We start from the raw sequence: 16783 nt of genomic DNA on the forward strand, positions 1-16783 counted from the left end.
CGCTAAAGCGCCGCGTCCACGCCGATCACCTCAACGGCCTTGCGCTCATAACCGCCCGTAGCGAGCAGCAGGCTGCGCGTGTAATCGTCCTTAACCTGCTGCGCGCGGATTGCATCGATGCCAGCTTCTTCGACGATCTCGCCGTTGCGCATCACCGCCACACGCGAACAGAGAAAGCCGATCACCGCGATGTTGTGACTCACCAGGATCATCGTCAGAGTGTGCTCGCGATGCAGCCGTCGCAGCAGATTGAGGATTTCGGCCTGAACGGACACGTCGAGCGCCGACGTCGGCTCGTCGAGCAGCAGCACGCGTGGCTCGACGATCAGCGCCCGCGCAATCGCAACACGCTGCCGCTGACCGCCCGACAACTGATGCGGATAGCGGAACCGGAATGCCGGACCCAGCCCGACTTCGTGCAACGCATCGACGATCCGTTCATCCTGCCGGTCGATCCCGTTGATCGTCAGGGGTTCACGCAACGTCTGGTCGACGGTGAAGCGCGGATGCAGCGAGCCGTACGGGTCCTGAAACACCATCTGCACGTCGCGGCGAAACAGGCGGTCGATCTTTTCTCCCGGCACGTGCGAACCAATCTTCATCTCGCCAGCCGCAGCGGGCGCGAGGCCGGTCAGCGCCCGCAGGATCGTCGATTTGCCTGAACCCGATTCGCCGACAAGCCCGAACACTTCGCCTTCGTCCACGTGAAAGCTCGCATCGCGCACCGCATCGAAGTAACCGCTCTTCGTTTTGAAGCGGACCGTCAGGCCTTTAACATCGATCATGCGACGACTCCCGTCGATTGTGTGAGCCACGCCGGGTCGCGCTTCAACACAGGCAGTTCATCAGGCGGGTTCACAAGCGGGGGATTCGCCGCAAGCAGCCCGCGCGTATAGGGATGCTGCGCATGCACGAGATCGCGCGCTGCGCAGGTTTCCACCACGCGCCCCGCGTACATGACCACAACGCGGTCGCAGAACGACATCACCAGCGGCAGGTCATGGCTGATGAAGATCAGTCCTGTGTCGTGCTTTTCGATCATCTCGTCGAGAATGCCGAGCACCTGCATCGAAACAAGCACGTCGAGCGCGCTTGTGGGTTCATCGGCGACCAGAAGACGCGGGCCGGACGACACCATCATCGCGATCATCACGCGCTGGCCCATCCCACCGGACAACTCGTGCGGATACGCATCGGCGACACGCTCCGGATTGCGGATATGCACGGCGGCCAGCGCAGCGACGATCTTCTCCCGCATCTCGCGGCGATTGAGTTTCTGACCGTGCAACGCGAACGCTTCGCGCATCTGCTGCGCGACGGTCATCACCGGATTCAGCGAGTATTTCGGGTCCTGCAGGATCATGCCCATTTGCCGGCCACACAGCTTCCGGCGTCTGGAGGCGGGCATCGTCAGCAGATCCTGGCCGTCGAACTTCATGGTCTTCGCGGAGTATTGCGCCGCGGGCGGCAGCAGGCCGAGCAGCGCGCGCCCGGTCAGCGATTTGCCGGAACCCGATTCGCCGACGATGCCGAGCCGTTCACCGCGCCTGAGCGTCAGCGACAGGCCGCGCACGGCGTCGATCAGTTTGCCGTCGTGCCCGCGAAAGCCGATGCGCAGATCGTCAATTTCGCACAGCGTTGGCGTGGTATCGCCGGTATCCGGTTGCATGTCAGCCTCCATGACGCGGATCGAAGACGTCGCGCAGACCATCGCCGAGCAGATTGAACGCGAGGCTCACCAGCAGGATCGCGAAACCGGGAATGGTGGCAACCCACCATGAATCGAGCAGCACGTTACGGCCGGATGCGACCATGAAACCCCACTCCGGACTGGGCGGCTGCGCGCCGAGCCCAAGGAACCCAAGACCCGCGACGGTGAGAATGATGCCGGCCATATCGAGCGTCGCGCGCACGATGACCGACGACGAGCACAGCGGCACGATATAGCGCAGCAGGATGCGCAGCCGCGATGCGCCCTGCAGACGCGCGACATGGACGAAATCGGCCTGCACGAGCCGCAATGTCTCGGCGCGCGAAAGACGTGCATACGCCGGCCACGCGGTAATCGAAATCGCGACTACCGCGTTGATGACGCCCGGTCCAAGCGCGGCGGCGAAAGCCAGCGCGAGCACGATCTTCGGGAAGGCGAGCGCGACGTCGGTGAGTCGCATCAGTACGTTGCTGACCCATCCCCCGAAGAAGCCGGCCGTGGTGCCGATCAGGAGGCCCACGGGAACGACGATCACCACCACGAGAATCGCGATCGAAAGCGTCAGCCGCGAGCCGTATATCAGGCGCGAGAGGATGTCGCGTCCAAGCTGGTCGGTGCCCAGCCAGTGAGACGCCGACCCCGGCGGCAGAAGCCGGTCGCCCAGTACCTGTTGCAACGGATCGTGCGGCGCGATCAGCGGTCCGATCGCGGCGACGATGAGCAGCAACGCAAGAATCACAAAGCCGAAGACCGACAGCGGATTGCCCGTGAAGCGCCGCCAGCGGCGATAAGCCAGCCCGAGCGCCGCCTGTTTGCGGGATGCGGGCGTGTCGCTCAGCAGCCAGTCTTTCCAGTGTCGGGGCGCGGCATTCATCGGCCAGTCCTGCGTTTGTGCAGCGTGATCAAGAGGGGGGCGCAAAAAAACCTCCGGGACATCAGCGGGCGCGTGGATCGAATACGCGATATAGCGCGTCAGTGAGCAGATTGAGCGCGATGAACGTGACGCCAATCACAAGCGTGCTGCCGAGCACGGCATTCATGTCGGCGTTCAGCAGTGCGCCCGTCAGATACGAACCGATGCCCGGCCATGCGAAGACAATCTCCGTTAGCACCGAGCCTTCCAGCAGATAGCTGTAGGTGAGCGCGATCACAGTCAGTAACGGCACGGCGATGTTGCCGAACGCGTGGCGCCAGATCACACGCCGCTCGGGCAAACCTTTCGCACGCGCAGTCGTGATGTATTCCTGGCCTAGTTGCTCGAGCATGAACGAGCGCGTCATCCGGCTCAGGTAGGCGACCGAGTAGTAGCCGAGAATCGCGGCGGGTAGCGCGATATGCGAGAACGCATTGAAGAACACGTCCCATTCGCCGGCGATCATCGAATCCACAAGCAGGCTGCCGGTGTGCGTATCGACCAGACCGTCGAACACGGGATCGACGCGCCCCGGACCCGAAACCCAGTGCAGTTTTGCGTAGAACAGCAGCAGGCCCATCAGGCCGAGCCAGAAAACAGGCACCGAACTGCCGATCAGCCCGATGAAGCGCGCGACGTGATCGATCCAGCGGTTATGACGCACGGCGGCCATCACGCCGAGCGGCACGCCGATCAGCACGCCGAGGATCGTCGACAGTGTCGCCAGTTCGAGCGTCGCGGGGAATACGCGCTGGATGTCTTCGATGACGGGATGCGCCGTCAGCAGCGACATGCCGAAATTGCCGCGCAGCACATCGTGCGCGTAGATCAGAAACTGCACCGCGAGCGGCTTGTCCAGACCGAGCTGGATGCGCGCGGCCGCATACGCAGTCGCCGACGCCCGATCGCCGAGAATCGCCAGCACCGGGTCGATCGGTACCTTGCGGCCGATCACGAACGTGACCGCCAGCAGACCCGTAAACGTGACAATGAGCGTGACGATCCAGCGAATCAGGCGCAATGTCCAGCGCACGCTGGCGCTTTGACCTGAAAGCGCGCGCATGCGGTCGAGAGTGGTGAGGGGCGTCGACATATGGGTTCCCCGGGCGAAGGCAAAACGATGGCATCTTCGCCTTCTTTCGCCTTCGCCTGATGTGTTACTGCTTGTTCAGATGTCGATACGACACGAGGTCGTTGATCGGACCCACTTCAAGACCCGTGACACCTGGGCGCGCGGCCACCTGCGAGACCTGCTGGAACATGATCACGAACGGCGAGCGCGCCAGCATCTGCTTTTGCATCGTCTGATACATCTCTGCGCGCCTGGCCGTCGAAGACTCCGCAAGCGCCGCGTTCGTCTCTTTGGTCAGATCTGGAATGTCCCACGAATTGCGCCACGCAAGCATCTTGTAGCTCGATTTGTCGGAGTTATCCGGATTCCACGCGAAGCCCTGCGCGTTGCTGTGAGGGTCGATGTAATCTGCGGCCCATTCGCCGATATAGATATCGTGCGAGCGCGAGCGGTATTTCGCAAGCGTCTGCTTGTTGTCGCCGGGGATGATCTGAACCTTGATGCCACCCTGCGCGAGATTGGCCTGCACGGCTTCCGCGATTTCACTGTACGGGTAGCCGTTACGCACATCCATCGTCACGGAGAAGCCGTCTGGAAGACCGGCTTTCGCGAGCAGTGCCTTCGCCTTTGCGACGTTCTGCTGATAGGGATTCGTGTTCAGCGTGCCGAGAAACCCTTCAGGAAGAAACGTTTCGTGCACCTTGTAGGTGGTCTTTGCGACGTTGTTCTGAATGCCGTTATAGTCGATCAGCCACTTCATGGCTTCCTGCACTTCTGGCTTCGCGAGATTCGGATTCTTCATGTTCAGGCCGAGATACAGCAGCGTGGCCTGCGGCACCGCGCTTGTATGCGCCTTGCCGGACTTCGTCAGTGCCGCCAGATCGTCCGGACTCAGGTTGCGCGCAACATCGACATCGCCGTTTTCCAGCAGCAGGCGCTGGCTCGACGCTTCCGGCACATGACGCAGCACGACGCGTTTCATCGCGAGCGGCATACGATAGCCGTCGAAGCGCTGCAACACCATGCTGTCGTTGGCCGTCCACTTCACGAGCTTATAGGCGCCGGAACCGGCCTCGTTCGTGCGCAGCCAGTCGTTACCGAGGTCGTTACCCTTCTGGTGCGACATCAGCACCTGTTTGTCGAGCACGGAAGCGGGCCACGCGCCGAGCACGTTCAGCACGAACGTCGGCGCGTATTTCTGGTCGGTCGTCACGCTGATGGTTGCGTCGTCAACTTTCTTCACGTTGGAGAGCGCGTTGTCTTTGGTGAGACCAATGCCTTGCAGCACCGCCGCCGCGCCCTTGTCGAGCAGGACAGTGCGCTGGATCGACCATGCAACGTCGTCCGCGGTCAACGCGTTGCCTGAGTGGAATTTCAGACCTGGGCGAATCTTGAACGTGAACGTCAAACCGTCGGAGCTCACGGTCCACGATTGCGCGACATCGCCGTTGAATTTCGACGGATCTTTCAGGTCGACGCGCACCAGCCGGTCGTAGGTGTTCGCCACATATTCTTCCGGCACCAGTTCGTAGACTTCGCCGGGATCGAGCGTTGTGAATTCGTCGAGGAACGTCGCCATGACGAACATGTCTTTCGGTGTGGCCGCCTGGGCGCTGCCAGCTGCCGCGAACGACAGGGTCAGGACAGAGGCGACCGCTGCCGCTGCCAGCGCATTGCGCAATACCAGTTTCATATTCGCTCCGTAAGGAATGGTGTAGAGCCTTCAAGTGAACAACAAGTGTTAAAGGATCGACAGCCGCTACATGAGACGGAGCGGACCGCTCTCGCTGTTGTCGATCATCGGCAGGACGCGTGAGCCGGGCAGCTCGTAGTGCCACCATTCGCTCTTGATGTGCGTGAAACCAGCGGCATGCATCACGCCCAGCAGCAGCAAGCGGTTGCGCTGCACGTGTTCGGGCAGGCCAGGATGGAAGTGCTCGGATTCGATCGTCATGGCGTCGAAGCCGGTGCCCATGTCGAGTTCGTTGCCGCTCGCGTCGAGTAGCGTCAGATCGATCGCGGTGCCCCGGCTGTGGTTCGAACCGAGGCCGAGATCAGCGACATAAGTCGGATCGGGCAGGAAATCCCACAGCACCTGTTGCGCTTCTGGCGGACGGTATGCGTCGAAAATCCGCAGCGTCGTGCCGATGGTCCGCGCGATCTCGACGGCCTTGCGCAAGCCCGCTTCGGCAGGGGTGAGCAGCAGGCAATGCGCGGCCTTGTAAATCGGCTTGCCGGTCAGGTTGCGATCGGTTGCATAGACGAGGTCGATGTCGACACCGTGGCTTTCGGGCGTAACGAGGATCAGGCGGTGTGGTTCTGTCATCGGAGGGGCGCGGTTGCATCCTGCATGAAGAGGGCTGGAGATCGAACTGATCGAGTTCACGCTGCCAATAAAGCCAGCGCCAGCTTAAAAAATCAATGGGAGATGTCTATTGAATAGATTCTCGCAGGTGCCGTAATGAAAGTCGATGCCATGGCCCGCAACTGGGCGGTGGCATATCTGTTCCGCGTCATCGCTAATGCCACACTCATCCGGAGCCTGACGCGAGTAGCAATAGAACAGGTGTCACGCACAATCCGCTCACACACTCGGATTCGCCTCGAACGGGAGACTCGCATGACCCGCACTGGATACCGGATCGCTGTGATCCCCGGAGATGGGATCGGCAAGGAAGTGATGCCCGAAGCCCTGCGCGCGCTCGATGCTGTGAGCCAGCGCTTCAACATCGCGCTGGCGTATCAGCATATCGAATGGGCGAGCCGCGGCTACTACGCGGAGCGCGGAAAGCGATTGCGGCACGTCTTGCGCGAATCGCTTCGCGCCTCGCGCGATTCCACTTAAGCCGGAACGTCCAGTTCCTCGATCGCGTCCACGCGGTCCGGATAGAACGCGACGTGGCCCTTGATCGATGCGACTGCGTCGTAGGGCGTCTCATACGTCCACACCGCATTGACCGACCGTTCGCCGCCCAGCGGAATCGAGTAGTACGCGCATTCGCCCTTGTATGGGCAGTAGGTGGCGTGGTCGGTGCGTTCGAGCAGCGTCATGTCCACGTCTTCTCGAGGGATATATAGCACCGCCGGATAGCGGGCTTCGCGAAGCGTTAACGCATTGCGTGTGTCGGCCAGCGTGCGGCCGGCGAGCGAGACCACCACACGCGCCGGATTGCGCTCGATGGTGATGGGATGATCGGGGCCCGGAATCTTCACGGATCGGGTCGGCTGCGAGACAGTGTTGGACATGACAACCTCGTAAGGTGGGTCAATCAGGAACTGCGATTGGAGACTACTGAGCTTCAGAAGCCGGGAGGCCGATATGGCTGCGTATGTCGGTTGCGCGCTTTCCGTGAGCATAACCCTGCCTTCGGATTTGCGCTGACGGTCGCAGTAGACCGTCAGCGGGTTCACGCTGTGAAGGATGATCGGCGGAGAATTTCCGGCAGTCCCCGGTTATGAAACGCGTTCGCGTCAAACCGCTGCCTCGATGCGTAATCTAGTTGGGTATTGCCGCAAGGAAAAGGACTTTGCAGGCTGGATGGCATGCCTGAAAAGCATGGCTAACCTGTAAGGCGTGGATGGCGCGGGCCTGTAAGCCGATGCCTGACCATGCTACGCACACCCGTGTGCTGTCAGCCGGTCAGCGCGCGCACACGCGGAATGACCTCTTCGGCGAATATCCGCATGTCGGTTTCGAACGGCTGGAATTGCAGCATGAGCAGTTCGATGCCCGCGCGATGAAACGCGGCGATGCGCCGCGCTACAGTTTCGTAACTGCCGACAAGGCCCGCTGCCGTGCCGCCATTCGAACCGACGCGCGGCGTCTGCGCGAAGGTCTGGAACATGACTGCTTTGGGATCGATGTTCGCTTTCTGTTGCTGACGCAACGGTGTGTCCTGGGCCGCTAATGAGAAAAGGTGCGCAAGATGCTGCTCCGCTTCGGCGTCAGACTCGCGCGCGATGACAAACGCAGACAAACCGAAGCGCAAAGGCGAATGCCCCACTGGACGCGGCCGCGCGGCCACATCGGCTATCAGCTTTTCGACGTCTTCGAGCGGCTGGCCGTTGATGAACCACACGTCGCCCTTGTCGGCGACCAGATCGCGCGCAGGCTCCGATTCGCCGCCAACGTAAATGCGCGGCCGGTTGCGAAACGGATCGGCGGGACGCAGCAGATAGTCATCGATATGAAAGTGCTCGCCGTCAAAGCGCGTACTTTCCCCGCGCAGCAAGGAATCGACCACGGTAATCCACTCGCGGCCATACGCGTAGCGCGTGTCGTGTTCGGCAAAGCCGATGCCGGCTCGCTCCAGTTCCGGGCGATTCCATGCGTTGACGAGATTGATCGCAAAGCGGCCGCTGCTGATGTGCTCGATCTGCTGCGCCATCTTCGCGAGCACAACGGGGTGATACAGGTAAGGCTTGATCGCAGCGATGATCTCGATGCGCGCTGTCAACGCTGCGAGTGCTGCTGAAGCCGTCCATGCCTCAAGCTGATCGAGGTCCGGATTGTGCGGATTGACCGTGTGCTGCGCGACGAGCACCGAGTCGTAGCCGAGGCGCTCGGCTTCGAGCACGAGCGCCTTGTTACGCGCCCACGACGCATCATACGGTTCGTCAGGATCCTGAAGCGCGGCACGGCTGCCGTGAACGAGCGCCCAGACGCCGAAGCGGGCAGGGGATGTCGACATGAAGCAGAAACCTCCGCGAAATAGCCTTTCTATAGACGTTCAATGATGCCTGAGCGATCGCGGCAAAGTATCGCAACGCGATCTAATTTCTCTCCATATCGATCGATGAAATGCGTATTTGGACGGCGCGAAATTGTTTCTATAGTCGGGGACCCTTTGTTCGTCATGGATCCCTTCCTATGCGCTTCTCTTTTGCTGATCTCTCTCGTTTGCGACGGCTAACCGTAACGCTTCTTGTCATCGGCGGCGTGCTTTCAGCGAGCGTCGCGCAGGCGAATGAAACGGTGTCGATCAGCTATCAGCGTTCTTCGACCCTGTTCATTCTGCTTAAGCGCACGGGCGCGCTTGAAAAGAAACTCAATGCACTGGGTTATGACGTCAGCTGGCATGAATTCTCGGCGGGGCTGCTGCAATCGCTGAACGCGGGTAGCGTTGATCTTCACGCGGACGTAGCAGACGCGTTTGCACTTTTCACGCAGGCGGCTAACGCGCCTCTTACGTATTACGCTGAAGAAACCTCTGCGCCAACGGCGCAGGCGATCATCGTGCCGTCCGATTCGCCCATTCACACGGTCGCGGATCTGAAGGGAAAGCGCGTTGCCGTAGCGAAAGGATCAGGCTGCAATTTTTTGCTGCTGGCGGCACTCGCTAAAGCCGGATTGACGATTAACGATATACAGGTGCGCTACCTTGAAGCGCCCGATGCGCTGGCCGCATATCGCGGCGGAAACATCGACGCATGGGTGATCTGGGACCCGTTTCTCGCCGCGCAACAGCGCGAAACGCATGCGCGTGTAGTGGCGGACGGCACAGGCGGTGTCGCGCAATACAACCGCTTCTACACCGCCACGACGTCGTTTGCCGAAAAGCATCCGGACGTGTTGCGCGCCGTGTTCGACGAATTGAACGAGACGGGCAAGTGGGTCAAGGCGCATCCGCAGGAAGCTGCGCAGATTCTCGGCCCGCTGTGGGGCAACATTCCGGCGCCGACGGTCGAACTGGCGAACAGCCGGCGCAGCTATGACATCGTGCCCGTCAAACGCGACCAGCTTGGCGAGCAGCAGCGCATCGCCGACACGTATCGCTCGGCGGGCCTGATTCCCAACGCGTTGAAGGCCACGGATATCCGCATCTGGACACCGACGGCAAAATGATTGCGGCAAGATGGCGGAATGCCATCTGTCTTCACCTGTTTGTAGACGTAAACGCTTTGGCCCGCGAAACGCGGGCCAAAGATCGCTTTAGCCTTGACTCGACTCAGGCATTTCTCGCTACGCCAAAGCGCTCGTTGTTCGGCGTGCCATTCAGATAGAAATTGCCAATGGTGGCTTCGCGGATGATCGCCGGATTGTGCGATGCGAGCACGCGCGCATTGCGCCAATGCCGGTCGAAGCGGCGGGTTTCGCTGGTCGCCGACGCTCCGCCCACTTCAAACAGGTGCGTCGTCGCCTGCAACGTTTGCTCGATGACGATCTGCTGCGCCTGAAATACCTGGATTTCCAGCTGTATGTACGTGTCTTCGTTTGCGCGACCTTCCGCGCGAGCGGTTGTCACGTCGTCGAAAGTGCGGGCGAGCGCGGACGTGATGCTCTGCGTCGAATACGCGAGACTCGCAAGCCGGCCGACTACGCGATGCACGAGCGGATTGTCGCGCGGGCTGGACTCGCCTGGAATACCGAAAGTGCGTGTCCGTCCCTGCGCAAACCCGACTGCGTCGCGCAACGCTGCGCGTGTAATGCCCGCGAGGTTCGCGATGTGCAAGGTCTGGTAGTACGCAGTAAGCAGCGTGTTGCGACGCGGCTCCGATGCGTTGAAGCGGCGATAGAGGTTCTCGTCCGCAACACGCACGTGGTTGAAGCGCGTCGTGCCGCTGCCCGTGAGGCGCTGTCCGAAACCATCCCAGTCGTCGATGCGTTCGAGCCCTGGCGTATCTGCCTTCACCAGGACGCGCACGTCGCTTTGTCCGTCGTGCGCGGCAACGTCGACCCAGTCAGCGTAGAGCGTGCCCGTCGTGTAGTACTTCTCGCCGTCGAGATACCAGCCAGCATCGGTGCGGCTGACACGCACACTGTTATTTGTCACACCCGTACGTTCGGAGACAGCGCCGCCGATAATCTGTCCCCGCACGATCTGTTTGAACCAGTGGTCGCGAAACGCTTCGTCGCCACTTTCAATCTGGAATTCGATAAAGCCGCCGTGCACGCGCAGGATCTGCGGCAGATTCGAATCCGCTTCACCAAGGCGCGTGATCAGGCCAAAGAACGACGTGAGGCTGATCCCGTCCCCGCCGTATTGCCCTGGCACGCGCAGCTTTGTGAAGCCGGCCTCGCGCAGCCATTCGACAGGCGCCCAGGCCAGATCGCGGCGTTGTTCGCGCTCGACTGCGCCTTCAGCAATGCGCGCGAAAACGGGCGCAAAGCGTCGGTTCAGATCGTCGTCGCCGAAGCGTAGCGCAGCATCGGCGACTGCGGGTGGTGCGGGTTGATCGGTGAGGGCGTGGGGCGCGGCCCTTGAAGCGGAGGGACGTGCGACAGATTCAATCGTGGACATGGGTTTCTCCAGAACGGAATGCGCGTGAAGGCAGCGCGCACAAAAATGTCCACGGTAAGCGAGGCGGGTGCTGTGGGGCAACGAAGCATTGCTTCGATTCTTATCGCACTTCGGATTAAAGTCGCAGACCTGCGCATCCAACCCGTCGATACACATAAGAAAAGCAGCGAATATTCGAACGCGCTGGAAATTCCCGGCGAAGCGTGCTGAAGTATCTAATGCGGGCAGCGCCTCAGGTGGCTGAGACCCCGGCCCGAATACACGCGACACGCGTCATCCCCGCACCTCGCACGACGGCTTCCGGGGGCGTTTCACCGCACGCGTCAATCGCATCCGGGCAACGCGTGCGAAACGCGCAACCTGACGGAGGCGAAAGCGGTGAAGGGATCTCCCCCCGCAGCAACAGGTGCCGTCGCTCACGCTCAACCGCGGGATCGGGCACCGGCACTGCCGACAACAAAGCCCGCGTATACGGATGCGCCGGCGTCGCATAGACCTCACGTTTCTCGCCAAACTCCATCACGCGGCCCAGATACATCACCAGCACGCGATGACTGATCGCCTTCACTACCGCGAGATCGTGTGCGACAAACAGCAATGACAACGACAACTCCCGCTGCAAATCCCGCAGCAGATTGACAATCTGCGCCTGAATCGACACATCGAGCGCCGATACCGGCTCATCGCAGATCACCAGTTGTGGCTCGCCGATCAACGCGCGCGCAATCCCGACACGCTGACATTGCCCGCCAGAAAATTCATGCGGATAACGCCGCAGATGCTGCGCATTGAGTCCGACCCGTTCGAGCATCGTCAGCACGCGCGAGCGCACGTCGGCGCGCGACACGTCAGGTTGATGCGTCAGCAACGGTTCCGCGACGATCTGTTCGATGGTCATGCGCGGATCGAGCGACGCCAGCGGGTCCTGAAAAATCATCTGCACGTCGCGTCGCAACGGGACGATATCGCGACGCGCGCCCTGCACGGTTTCCGCGCCGCGCCAGCGCACGCTGCCGCCGCTCACCGGTGCAAGTCCGACGATCGCGCGCGCGAGCGTCGACTTGCCGCAACCCGATTCGCCGACAAGGCCGACGGTCTCGCCGCGCCGTACGTCGAACGAAACGCCATTCACCGCGCGCAACGTCGCTTTGCCGGACCACGGCAGCTTGCCGCGCGGCACGTTGAAATGCACCTTCAGGTCGTTCACTGAGAGTAGCGGTTCAGTGCTTTCATCGTAAGACACGTTTTGGGTCATGACACTGCTTCCATGATTGCTTCTACCGCGCGGTGGCATGCCCGCCGCGCGCCGGGTACGTCCGCCCGCGCTTCGAGTGGAGGTGGCGATACGCGGCATGCGTCCACGGCGTACGTGCAGCGTTGCGCGAATGCACAGCCCGCACCGAGCTGACCCGGCAACGGCGGATTGCCCGGAATGGTCCGCAGCGGACGATCGTCGTCGTCAGTGAGACGGGGCAGGGCGTTCAGAAGACCGATCGTGTACGGATGCGTCGGGGCGGCGAACAGCGTTTGCGCGTCGGCCTGTTCGACGGTGCGCCCCGCGTACATCACCATCACGTCGTCGCACAGGCCGGCCACCACGCCCATGTCGTGCGTGATCAGGATGATCGCCGTGCCACGCTCACGGTTCAGTTCGCGCAGCAGTTCAATGATCTGCGCCTGGACGGTGACGTCGAGCGCGGTGGTGGGTTCGTCGGCGATCAGAATTTCCGGTTCCGATAGCAACGCCATCGCGATCATCACGCGCTGTCGCATGCCGCCTGAAAACTCGTGCGGATACATGCCGATGCGGCGCGCTGCGTCGGGAATACGCACGGTATCGAGTGCTTCGATGGCACGGCGGCGCGCTTCGCGGCGTGTGATTCCGCGATGCAGTTGCAGCGATTCCGTCATCTGACGTTCGATCGTCAGGAACGGATTGAGCGCGGTCATCGGGTCCTGAAACACCATGCCGATCCGGTCGCCGCGAATCCTGTTCAATGCTGCGCCGTTCATCGCGAGCAGGTCGTCTCCGCGATAACGCGCCTCACCCGACACCTTGCCGTTGGACGCGAGAAGGCCGAGCAGCGCCATCACCGTCTGGCTCTTTCCCGAGCCGGATTCGCCGACGATGCCGAGCGTCCTGCCCGCCTCAAGCGAGAACGAAACCTGTTGTACCGCGTCGACCGGTGGGCCTTCGCGGCGGCTGAAGCGCACGCTCAGGTTCTTTACATCGAGTAGTGCCATTTCAACGGTCCTTTGGATCGAGTGCGTCGCGCAAACCGTCGCCGACAAAATTCACGCAGTAGAGCGTCACGCACAACATCACGGCGGGGCAGAGCAGCAGCCATGGCATCGAGTCGAGCTTCTGTGCGCCGTCTTCGATCAGCACGCCCCAGCTCGTCATCGGCTCCTGTACGCCGAGCCCGAGGAACGACAGCACCGATTCAGTCAGCACAATGGTGGGCACCGTGACGGTTGCATACACAACCACCACGCCGATCAGGTTCGGCACGATATGACGCGCGATGATCGCGCGCGAGCTGACGCCTGTCGCCTTCGCTGCATCGATGAATTCGCGCGAACGCAGCGACAGCGTCTGGCCGCGCACGACGCGCGCCATGTCGAGCCACGAAAACGCGCTGATCGTCAGCACCACCAGATAGAACGCACGTCCGAACAGCGTCATCATCAGGATTGCGATCAGCATGTAGGGAATCGCGTACATCATGTCGACGATGCGCATCATGACCGCGTCGACGCGTCCGCCCAGATAACCGGCAGTCGCGCCCCACGCGATGCCGATGAACCCCGACACCAGCGTGCCGAGCAGACCGACTTCGAGCGACACACGGCCGCCCACCAGCGTGCGCGCGAGCAGATCGCGGCCGAGTTCGTCGGTGCCGAACCAGTGGAGGCCCTGCCATGTCGGCGGGAGACTGATCGATCCCCAGTCGCTGTCGACCGGATTGTTGGGCAGCAGCAACGGCCCCACAAAACACGCGATCACGATCAGAAACAGGATCACAAAACCCGCGAGTGCCGCGCGATTGCGCAGAAAGCGGAGCCACGCGACGGCAAACGGACCGCGCGAATGCGGGGCGGCATTGGCCGCACTGGCAGCAGCGCTAGCCAGAGGCGCCGCAAATGTCCGCGCGGCGCCATTGAACAGGCGGTTCATCATGTCAGTACCGGATACGCGGATCGAGCCATGCGTAGGCAAGGTCGACCAGCAGATTGAACAGGACGGCGACGGCCGTGATCAGTGCGACGAGGCCAAGCACGAGCGTGTAGTCGCGGTTGATCGCGCCGTTCACGACGAGTTGCCCCAGGCCCGGCAGCGCGAAGACGGATTCCGTGACCACCGCTGAGGTGATCGACGAAATGCACAGCGAACCGAGCAGCGACACAACCGGCATCAGCGCCGGCTTAAGCGCGTGCCGCAAGACGATCGTGCGTCCCGGCAGACCCTTCGCACGCGCGGTGCGAATGAAGTTGCCGGACAGCACTTCGATCATGCTGCCGCGCATCACACGCGCAATCGTCGATACGTTGATGATGACGAGCAGCACGATCGGCAGCACGCGATAGTGCCAGTCGCCGTCGCCCCAGCCGCCGGCCGGCAGCCAGCCGTGGCCGCTGCTTGTGAGCAGGATGGCGAATATCCACACCAGCACGGGGCCGAGCACGAACGGCGGCACCACGTTGCCAAGATTGCCGAGCAGCATCACGCCGTGATCGATCACGCTGTCGCGGCGCACGGCGGCCACGGTCCCGAGCGCAACGCCCAGCACCAGCGCGATCGGAATCGATATGCCGCCGACGCCAAGGCTCACCGGAAACGCCTTCCACACCAGGTCGCCGACGGACCAGTCCGCGTAGCGAAACGATGCGCCGAGGTCGCCGTGCAGCAGCGCGCCGATATACAGCAGATACTGCTTCCACAGCGGTTCGTCGAGGTGGTACTTCGCGTTCAGGTTGGCGAGCGTCGCCGCCGACAGATGCTTCTCCGAATCAAACGGGCCGCCAGGTGTGAGATGCAACAGCAGATAGCACGCGGTGATCACCGCGAGAATCGTCGGAATCGCCCATAACGTGCGGCGCAACGTGTAAGCCAGCATGGCAGATGCTCCTCGCGGTTAGTGCCTGATGAGGTACATGTCCTGCGACTGGCGCTGGTCGACGTAGTTGGTCGACGTATAGCCGCCCACGTAAGACTTCACCAGCCGCACCGCCGAATACTGGAACATCGGAATCAACGGATAGTCGTTCATCGCCATTTCGTGCGCCTGCGTGAGCATGGCTGTGCGATGCGCGTCATCCATCTGCTGGTTTGCCTGATCGACCAGCGTGTCGACCCTCGGATTGCAATAACGCTGGTCGTTCTGCACGCTGTTGCAGCGGATCAGGTCGAAGTACGACATTGCGTCGTTGTAGTCGACGAACCAGCCGTCGCGCGAGGCCTGAATCTTGCCGTCGTGGCGCATCTTCAGCAGCACACGGTTCTCGACGTTTTCGAGCCTCACGTTGACGCCGAGCTTGGTACGCCATTCCGACGTGGTAAAGAGCGCGACCTTCTTGTGCAGGTCGTTGGTGTTGTACGTCAGCGTGAACGTCAGCGGCTTTGCATCGGAATAGCCCGCCTGCTTCAGCAGATCGCGTGCGTACTCGACACGCTTTGCCATCGGCCACCCCGCCCAGTCCGGCTGATAGACGGCTGCGCCCTGCGTGCCCTTCGAAATCAGCCCGTACAGCGGCAACTCGCCGCTCGCGGTGAGCTTCGACGTGAGCAGGTTGCGGTCGATCACCATCGACAGTGCCTGACGCACGCGTTTGTCCCTGAATGCGGGGTCGTCGTTGTTAAGCGAGTAGTAGTAGGTGGCGATGAAGAGTCCGGTTTTCAGTTCGCCGGTGAACTGCCGGCTCAGCATGCCGTAAACGCCTGACGGAATCGTATAGGTGTAGTCGAACTGGCCGGCCTCATACATGCGCAGCGCCGTTTCGTCGCTTTCGATCGGCAGGTACGTGACTTTCGTGATCACGACCTTGCTGGCATCCCAGTACTTGTCGCTCTTCGTCATCACGAGGCGGTTGCCCGGCTGCCAGTCGACGAGACTGTAGGCGCCGTCGCTGACGATGTTGCCTGGCCGCGTCCATTCATTGCCGAACTTCGTGACGGCTGCGCGGTTCACCGGGGCCATCGTCGACATCGCAGTCAGCTGCGGAAAGAAGGAAGTGGGTGCTTCGGTCTTGACTTCGAGCGTGTACGGATCGACTGCGCGCACGCCGAGGCTGGTTAGCGGCGCCTTGCCTGCGAGCACCGCGTTTGCATTCTTCACGAACTCGACGAGCACGGTGTATTTCGAACCCGTCTTCGGATCGACGACGCGCTGCCATGAGTACACGAAGTCGGCGGCCGTCAGCGGCTGACCGTTGCTCCAGCGCGCGTCGTGGCGCAGCTTGAAGAGCCATGTGTCGGGCGCGGTACGCGTCCACGATTCAGCAACGCCGGGCGCGACTGCACCTGCTGCATCGATGCGCGTCAAACCTTCGAAGAGATCGAGACCGATCGTATTGCCGGCCCACGATTCGATATGAGCGGGGTCGAGCGATTCGGTTTCGACGGGCATCTGCCGCGTGATTTCCTGGCTCGCGGCGAGTGTCACACCGGGCGGGACGGTCACTGCAAGGGCAAGCTGGGAAGTGGAGAAGGCGAGTGCAGTCAATGCTGCCGACAGGGCGTACTTCGATTTCATTGCGTAGTTCAAGTGGCATCCGGACAAAAAAAGGCCGGCGGTGCACGAGGCACCGCCGCCCATCCCCTTCACAGACACGAAGAGGCAAGAGGA

16 protein-coding genes and 1 pseudogene are annotated in these 16783 nt (G+C 61.7%); 3 read left to right on the forward strand and 14 right to left on the reverse strand.

What is annotated here, in order from left to right; all coding sequences use genetic code 11:
* Positions 1–2: 2 nt before the first annotated feature.
* The 6 genes from P3T16_RS03740 to ddpX form a co-directional block, all read right to left on the reverse strand.
* A complete protein-coding gene (locus P3T16_RS03740) occupies positions 3–785 on the reverse strand; it encodes an ABC transporter ATP-binding protein (protein ID WP_429254269.1) in 783 nt (260 codons plus the stop codon).
* Positions 782–1669, reverse strand: coding sequence for an ABC transporter ATP-binding protein (locus tag P3T16_RS03745; protein WP_429254270.1), 888 nt, complete (start codon positions 1667–1669; stop codon positions 782–784). The genes P3T16_RS03740 and P3T16_RS03745 overlap by 4 nt, the downstream gene beginning before the upstream one ends.
* Position 1670: 1 nt before the next feature.
* Entirely contained in the window at positions 1671–2585 is a 915-nt protein-coding gene (locus tag P3T16_RS03750; RefSeq protein ID WP_429254271.1) for an ABC transporter permease, read from the reverse strand.
* 61 nt (positions 2586–2646) lie between these two features.
* On the reverse strand, positions 2647–3717 hold the full coding sequence (locus P3T16_RS03755) for an ABC transporter permease (protein ID WP_429341218.1): 1071 nt from the start codon (positions 3715–3717) through the stop codon (positions 2647–2649).
* Between the two features lie 64 nt (positions 3718–3781).
* The gene (locus tag P3T16_RS03760) at positions 3782–5389 is read right to left on the reverse strand and encodes an ABC transporter substrate-binding protein (RefSeq protein WP_429341219.1); all 1608 of its coding nucleotides are present in this window, start codon (positions 5387–5389) and stop codon (positions 3782–3784) included.
* Positions 5390–5455: 66 nt separating this feature from the next.
* Positions 5456–6022, reverse strand: coding sequence for a D-alanyl-D-alanine dipeptidase (ddpX, locus tag P3T16_RS03765; RefSeq protein ID WP_429254273.1), 567 nt, complete (start codon positions 6020–6022; stop codon positions 5456–5458).
* 294 nt (positions 6023–6316) lie between these two features.
* Between ddpX and P3T16_RS03770 the strand changes: the two are divergent.
* A pseudogene (locus P3T16_RS03770) lies at positions 6317–6493 on the forward strand (isocitrate/isopropylmalate family dehydrogenase); the annotation flags it as partial.
* A gap of 44 nt (positions 6494–6537) precedes the next feature.
* Here P3T16_RS03770 and P3T16_RS03775 read toward each other — a convergent pair.
* Both P3T16_RS03775 and P3T16_RS03780 read right to left on the reverse strand, forming a co-directional pair.
* On the reverse strand, positions 6538–6942 hold the full coding sequence (locus tag P3T16_RS03775) for a DUF427 domain-containing protein (RefSeq protein WP_429341220.1): 405 nt from the start codon (positions 6940–6942) through the stop codon (positions 6538–6540).
* Positions 6943–7328: 386 nt separating this feature from the next.
* The gene (locus tag P3T16_RS03780; RefSeq protein WP_429341221.1) at positions 7329–8387 is read right to left on the reverse strand and encodes an LLM class flavin-dependent oxidoreductase; all 1059 of its coding nucleotides are present in this window, start codon (positions 8385–8387) and stop codon (positions 7329–7331) included.
* Between the two features lie 179 nt (positions 8388–8566).
* On the opposite strand from P3T16_RS03780, the gene P3T16_RS03785 reads away from it, so the two are divergent.
* Positions 8567–9541 (forward strand): aliphatic sulfonate ABC transporter substrate-binding protein, encoded by a 975-nt coding sequence (locus P3T16_RS03785; protein ID WP_429341222.1) that lies wholly within the window; start codon positions 8567–8569, stop codon positions 9539–9541.
* A gap of 103 nt (positions 9542–9644) precedes the next feature.
* Here P3T16_RS03785 and P3T16_RS03790 read toward each other — a convergent pair whose 3' ends face one another.
* Positions 9645–10937, reverse strand: a complete 1293-nt coding sequence (locus tag P3T16_RS03790; protein ID WP_429341223.1) for an acyl-CoA dehydrogenase family protein — start codon at positions 10935–10937, stop codon at positions 9645–9647.
* Between the two features lie 24 nt (positions 10938–10961).
* Here P3T16_RS03790 and P3T16_RS03795 point away from each other — a divergent pair, with 24 nt between their 5' ends.
* Positions 10962–11147, forward strand: coding sequence for a hypothetical protein (locus P3T16_RS03795; protein WP_429341224.1), 186 nt, complete (start codon positions 10962–10964; stop codon positions 11145–11147).
* A gap of 22 nt (positions 11148–11169) precedes the next feature.
* Here the strand turns inward: P3T16_RS03795 and P3T16_RS03800 are convergent, their stop codons facing one another.
* From P3T16_RS03800 to P3T16_RS03820, 5 genes are read right to left on the reverse strand one after another with little or no spacing between them, the layout of a single operon-like run.
* The gene (locus P3T16_RS03800; protein ID WP_429341225.1) at positions 11170–12192 is read right to left on the reverse strand and encodes an ABC transporter ATP-binding protein; all 1023 of its coding nucleotides are present in this window, start codon (positions 12190–12192) and stop codon (positions 11170–11172) included.
* Positions 12189–13181 (reverse strand): ABC transporter ATP-binding protein, encoded by a 993-nt coding sequence (locus tag P3T16_RS03805; protein WP_429254280.1) that lies wholly within the window; start codon positions 13179–13181, stop codon positions 12189–12191. Before P3T16_RS03805 ends, P3T16_RS03800 begins: the two co-directional genes overlap by 4 nt.
* Position 13182: 1 nt before the next feature.
* Entirely contained in the window at positions 13183–14115 is a 933-nt protein-coding gene (locus P3T16_RS03810) for an ABC transporter permease (RefSeq protein ID WP_429341407.1), read from the reverse strand.
* Positions 14116–14119: 4 nt separating this feature from the next.
* The gene (locus P3T16_RS03815; protein ID WP_429254281.1) at positions 14120–15055 is read right to left on the reverse strand and encodes an ABC transporter permease subunit; all 936 of its coding nucleotides are present in this window, start codon (positions 15053–15055) and stop codon (positions 14120–14122) included.
* 18 nt (positions 15056–15073) lie between these two features.
* Positions 15074–16690, reverse strand: coding sequence for a peptide ABC transporter substrate-binding protein (locus P3T16_RS03820; RefSeq protein WP_429341226.1), 1617 nt, complete (start codon positions 16688–16690; stop codon positions 15074–15076).
* Positions 16691–16783: the final 93 nt, after the last annotated feature.

Source organism: Paraburkholderia sp. GAS42 (assembly GCF_050436565.1).
Taxonomy (GTDB): Bacteria; Pseudomonadota; Gammaproteobacteria; order Burkholderiales; family Burkholderiaceae; genus Paraburkholderia.

Coding starts and splice junctions, on each gene's coding strand:
- P3T16_RS03785 (WP_429341222.1), top strand. CDS start 8,567: ATGCGCTTCTCTTTTGCTGATCTCTCTCGTTTGCGACGGCTAACCGTA.
- P3T16_RS03745 (WP_429254270.1), bottom strand. CDS start 1,669: ATGCAACCGGATACCGGCGATACCACGCCAACGCTGTGCGAAATTGAC.
- P3T16_RS03760 (WP_429341219.1), bottom strand. CDS start 5,389: ATGAAACTGGTATTGCGCAATGCGCTGGCAGCGGCAGCGGTCGCCTCT.
- P3T16_RS03755 (WP_429341218.1), bottom strand. CDS start 3,717: ATGTCGACGCCCCTCACCACTCTCGACCGCATGCGCGCGCTTTCAGGT.
- P3T16_RS03750 (WP_429254271.1), bottom strand. CDS start 2,585: ATGAATGCCGCGCCCCGACACTGGAAAGACTGGCTGCTGAGCGACACG.
- P3T16_RS03805 (WP_429254280.1), bottom strand. CDS start 13,181: ATGGCACTACTCGATGTAAAGAACCTGAGCGTGCGCTTCAGCCGCCGC.
- P3T16_RS03800 (WP_429341225.1), bottom strand. CDS start 12,192: ATGACCCAAAACGTGTCTTACGATGAAAGCACTGAACCGCTACTCTCA.
- P3T16_RS03740 (WP_429254269.1), bottom strand. CDS start 785: ATGATCGATGTTAAAGGCCTGACGGTCCGCTTCAAAACGAAGAGCGGT.
- P3T16_RS03820 (WP_429341226.1), bottom strand. CDS start 16,690: ATGAAATCGAAGTACGCCCTGTCGGCAGCATTGACTGCACTCGCCTTC.
- P3T16_RS03810 (WP_429341407.1), bottom strand. CDS start 14,115: ATGAACCGCCTGTTCAATGGCGCCGCGCGGACATTTGCGGCGCCTCTG.
- P3T16_RS03780 (WP_429341221.1), bottom strand. CDS start 8,387: ATGTCGACATCCCCTGCCCGCTTCGGCGTCTGGGCGCTCGTTCACGGC.
- P3T16_RS03775 (WP_429341220.1), bottom strand. CDS start 6,942: ATGTCCAACACTGTCTCGCAGCCGACCCGATCCGTGAAGATTCCGGGC.
- ddpX (WP_429254273.1), bottom strand. CDS start 6,022: ATGACAGAACCACACCGCCTGATCCTCGTTACGCCCGAAAGCCACGGT.
- P3T16_RS03815 (WP_429254281.1), bottom strand. CDS start 15,055: ATGCTGGCTTACACGTTGCGCCGCACGTTATGGGCGATTCCGACGATT.
- P3T16_RS03790 (WP_429341223.1), bottom strand. CDS start 10,937: ATGTCCACGATTGAATCTGTCGCACGTCCCTCCGCTTCAAGGGCCGCG.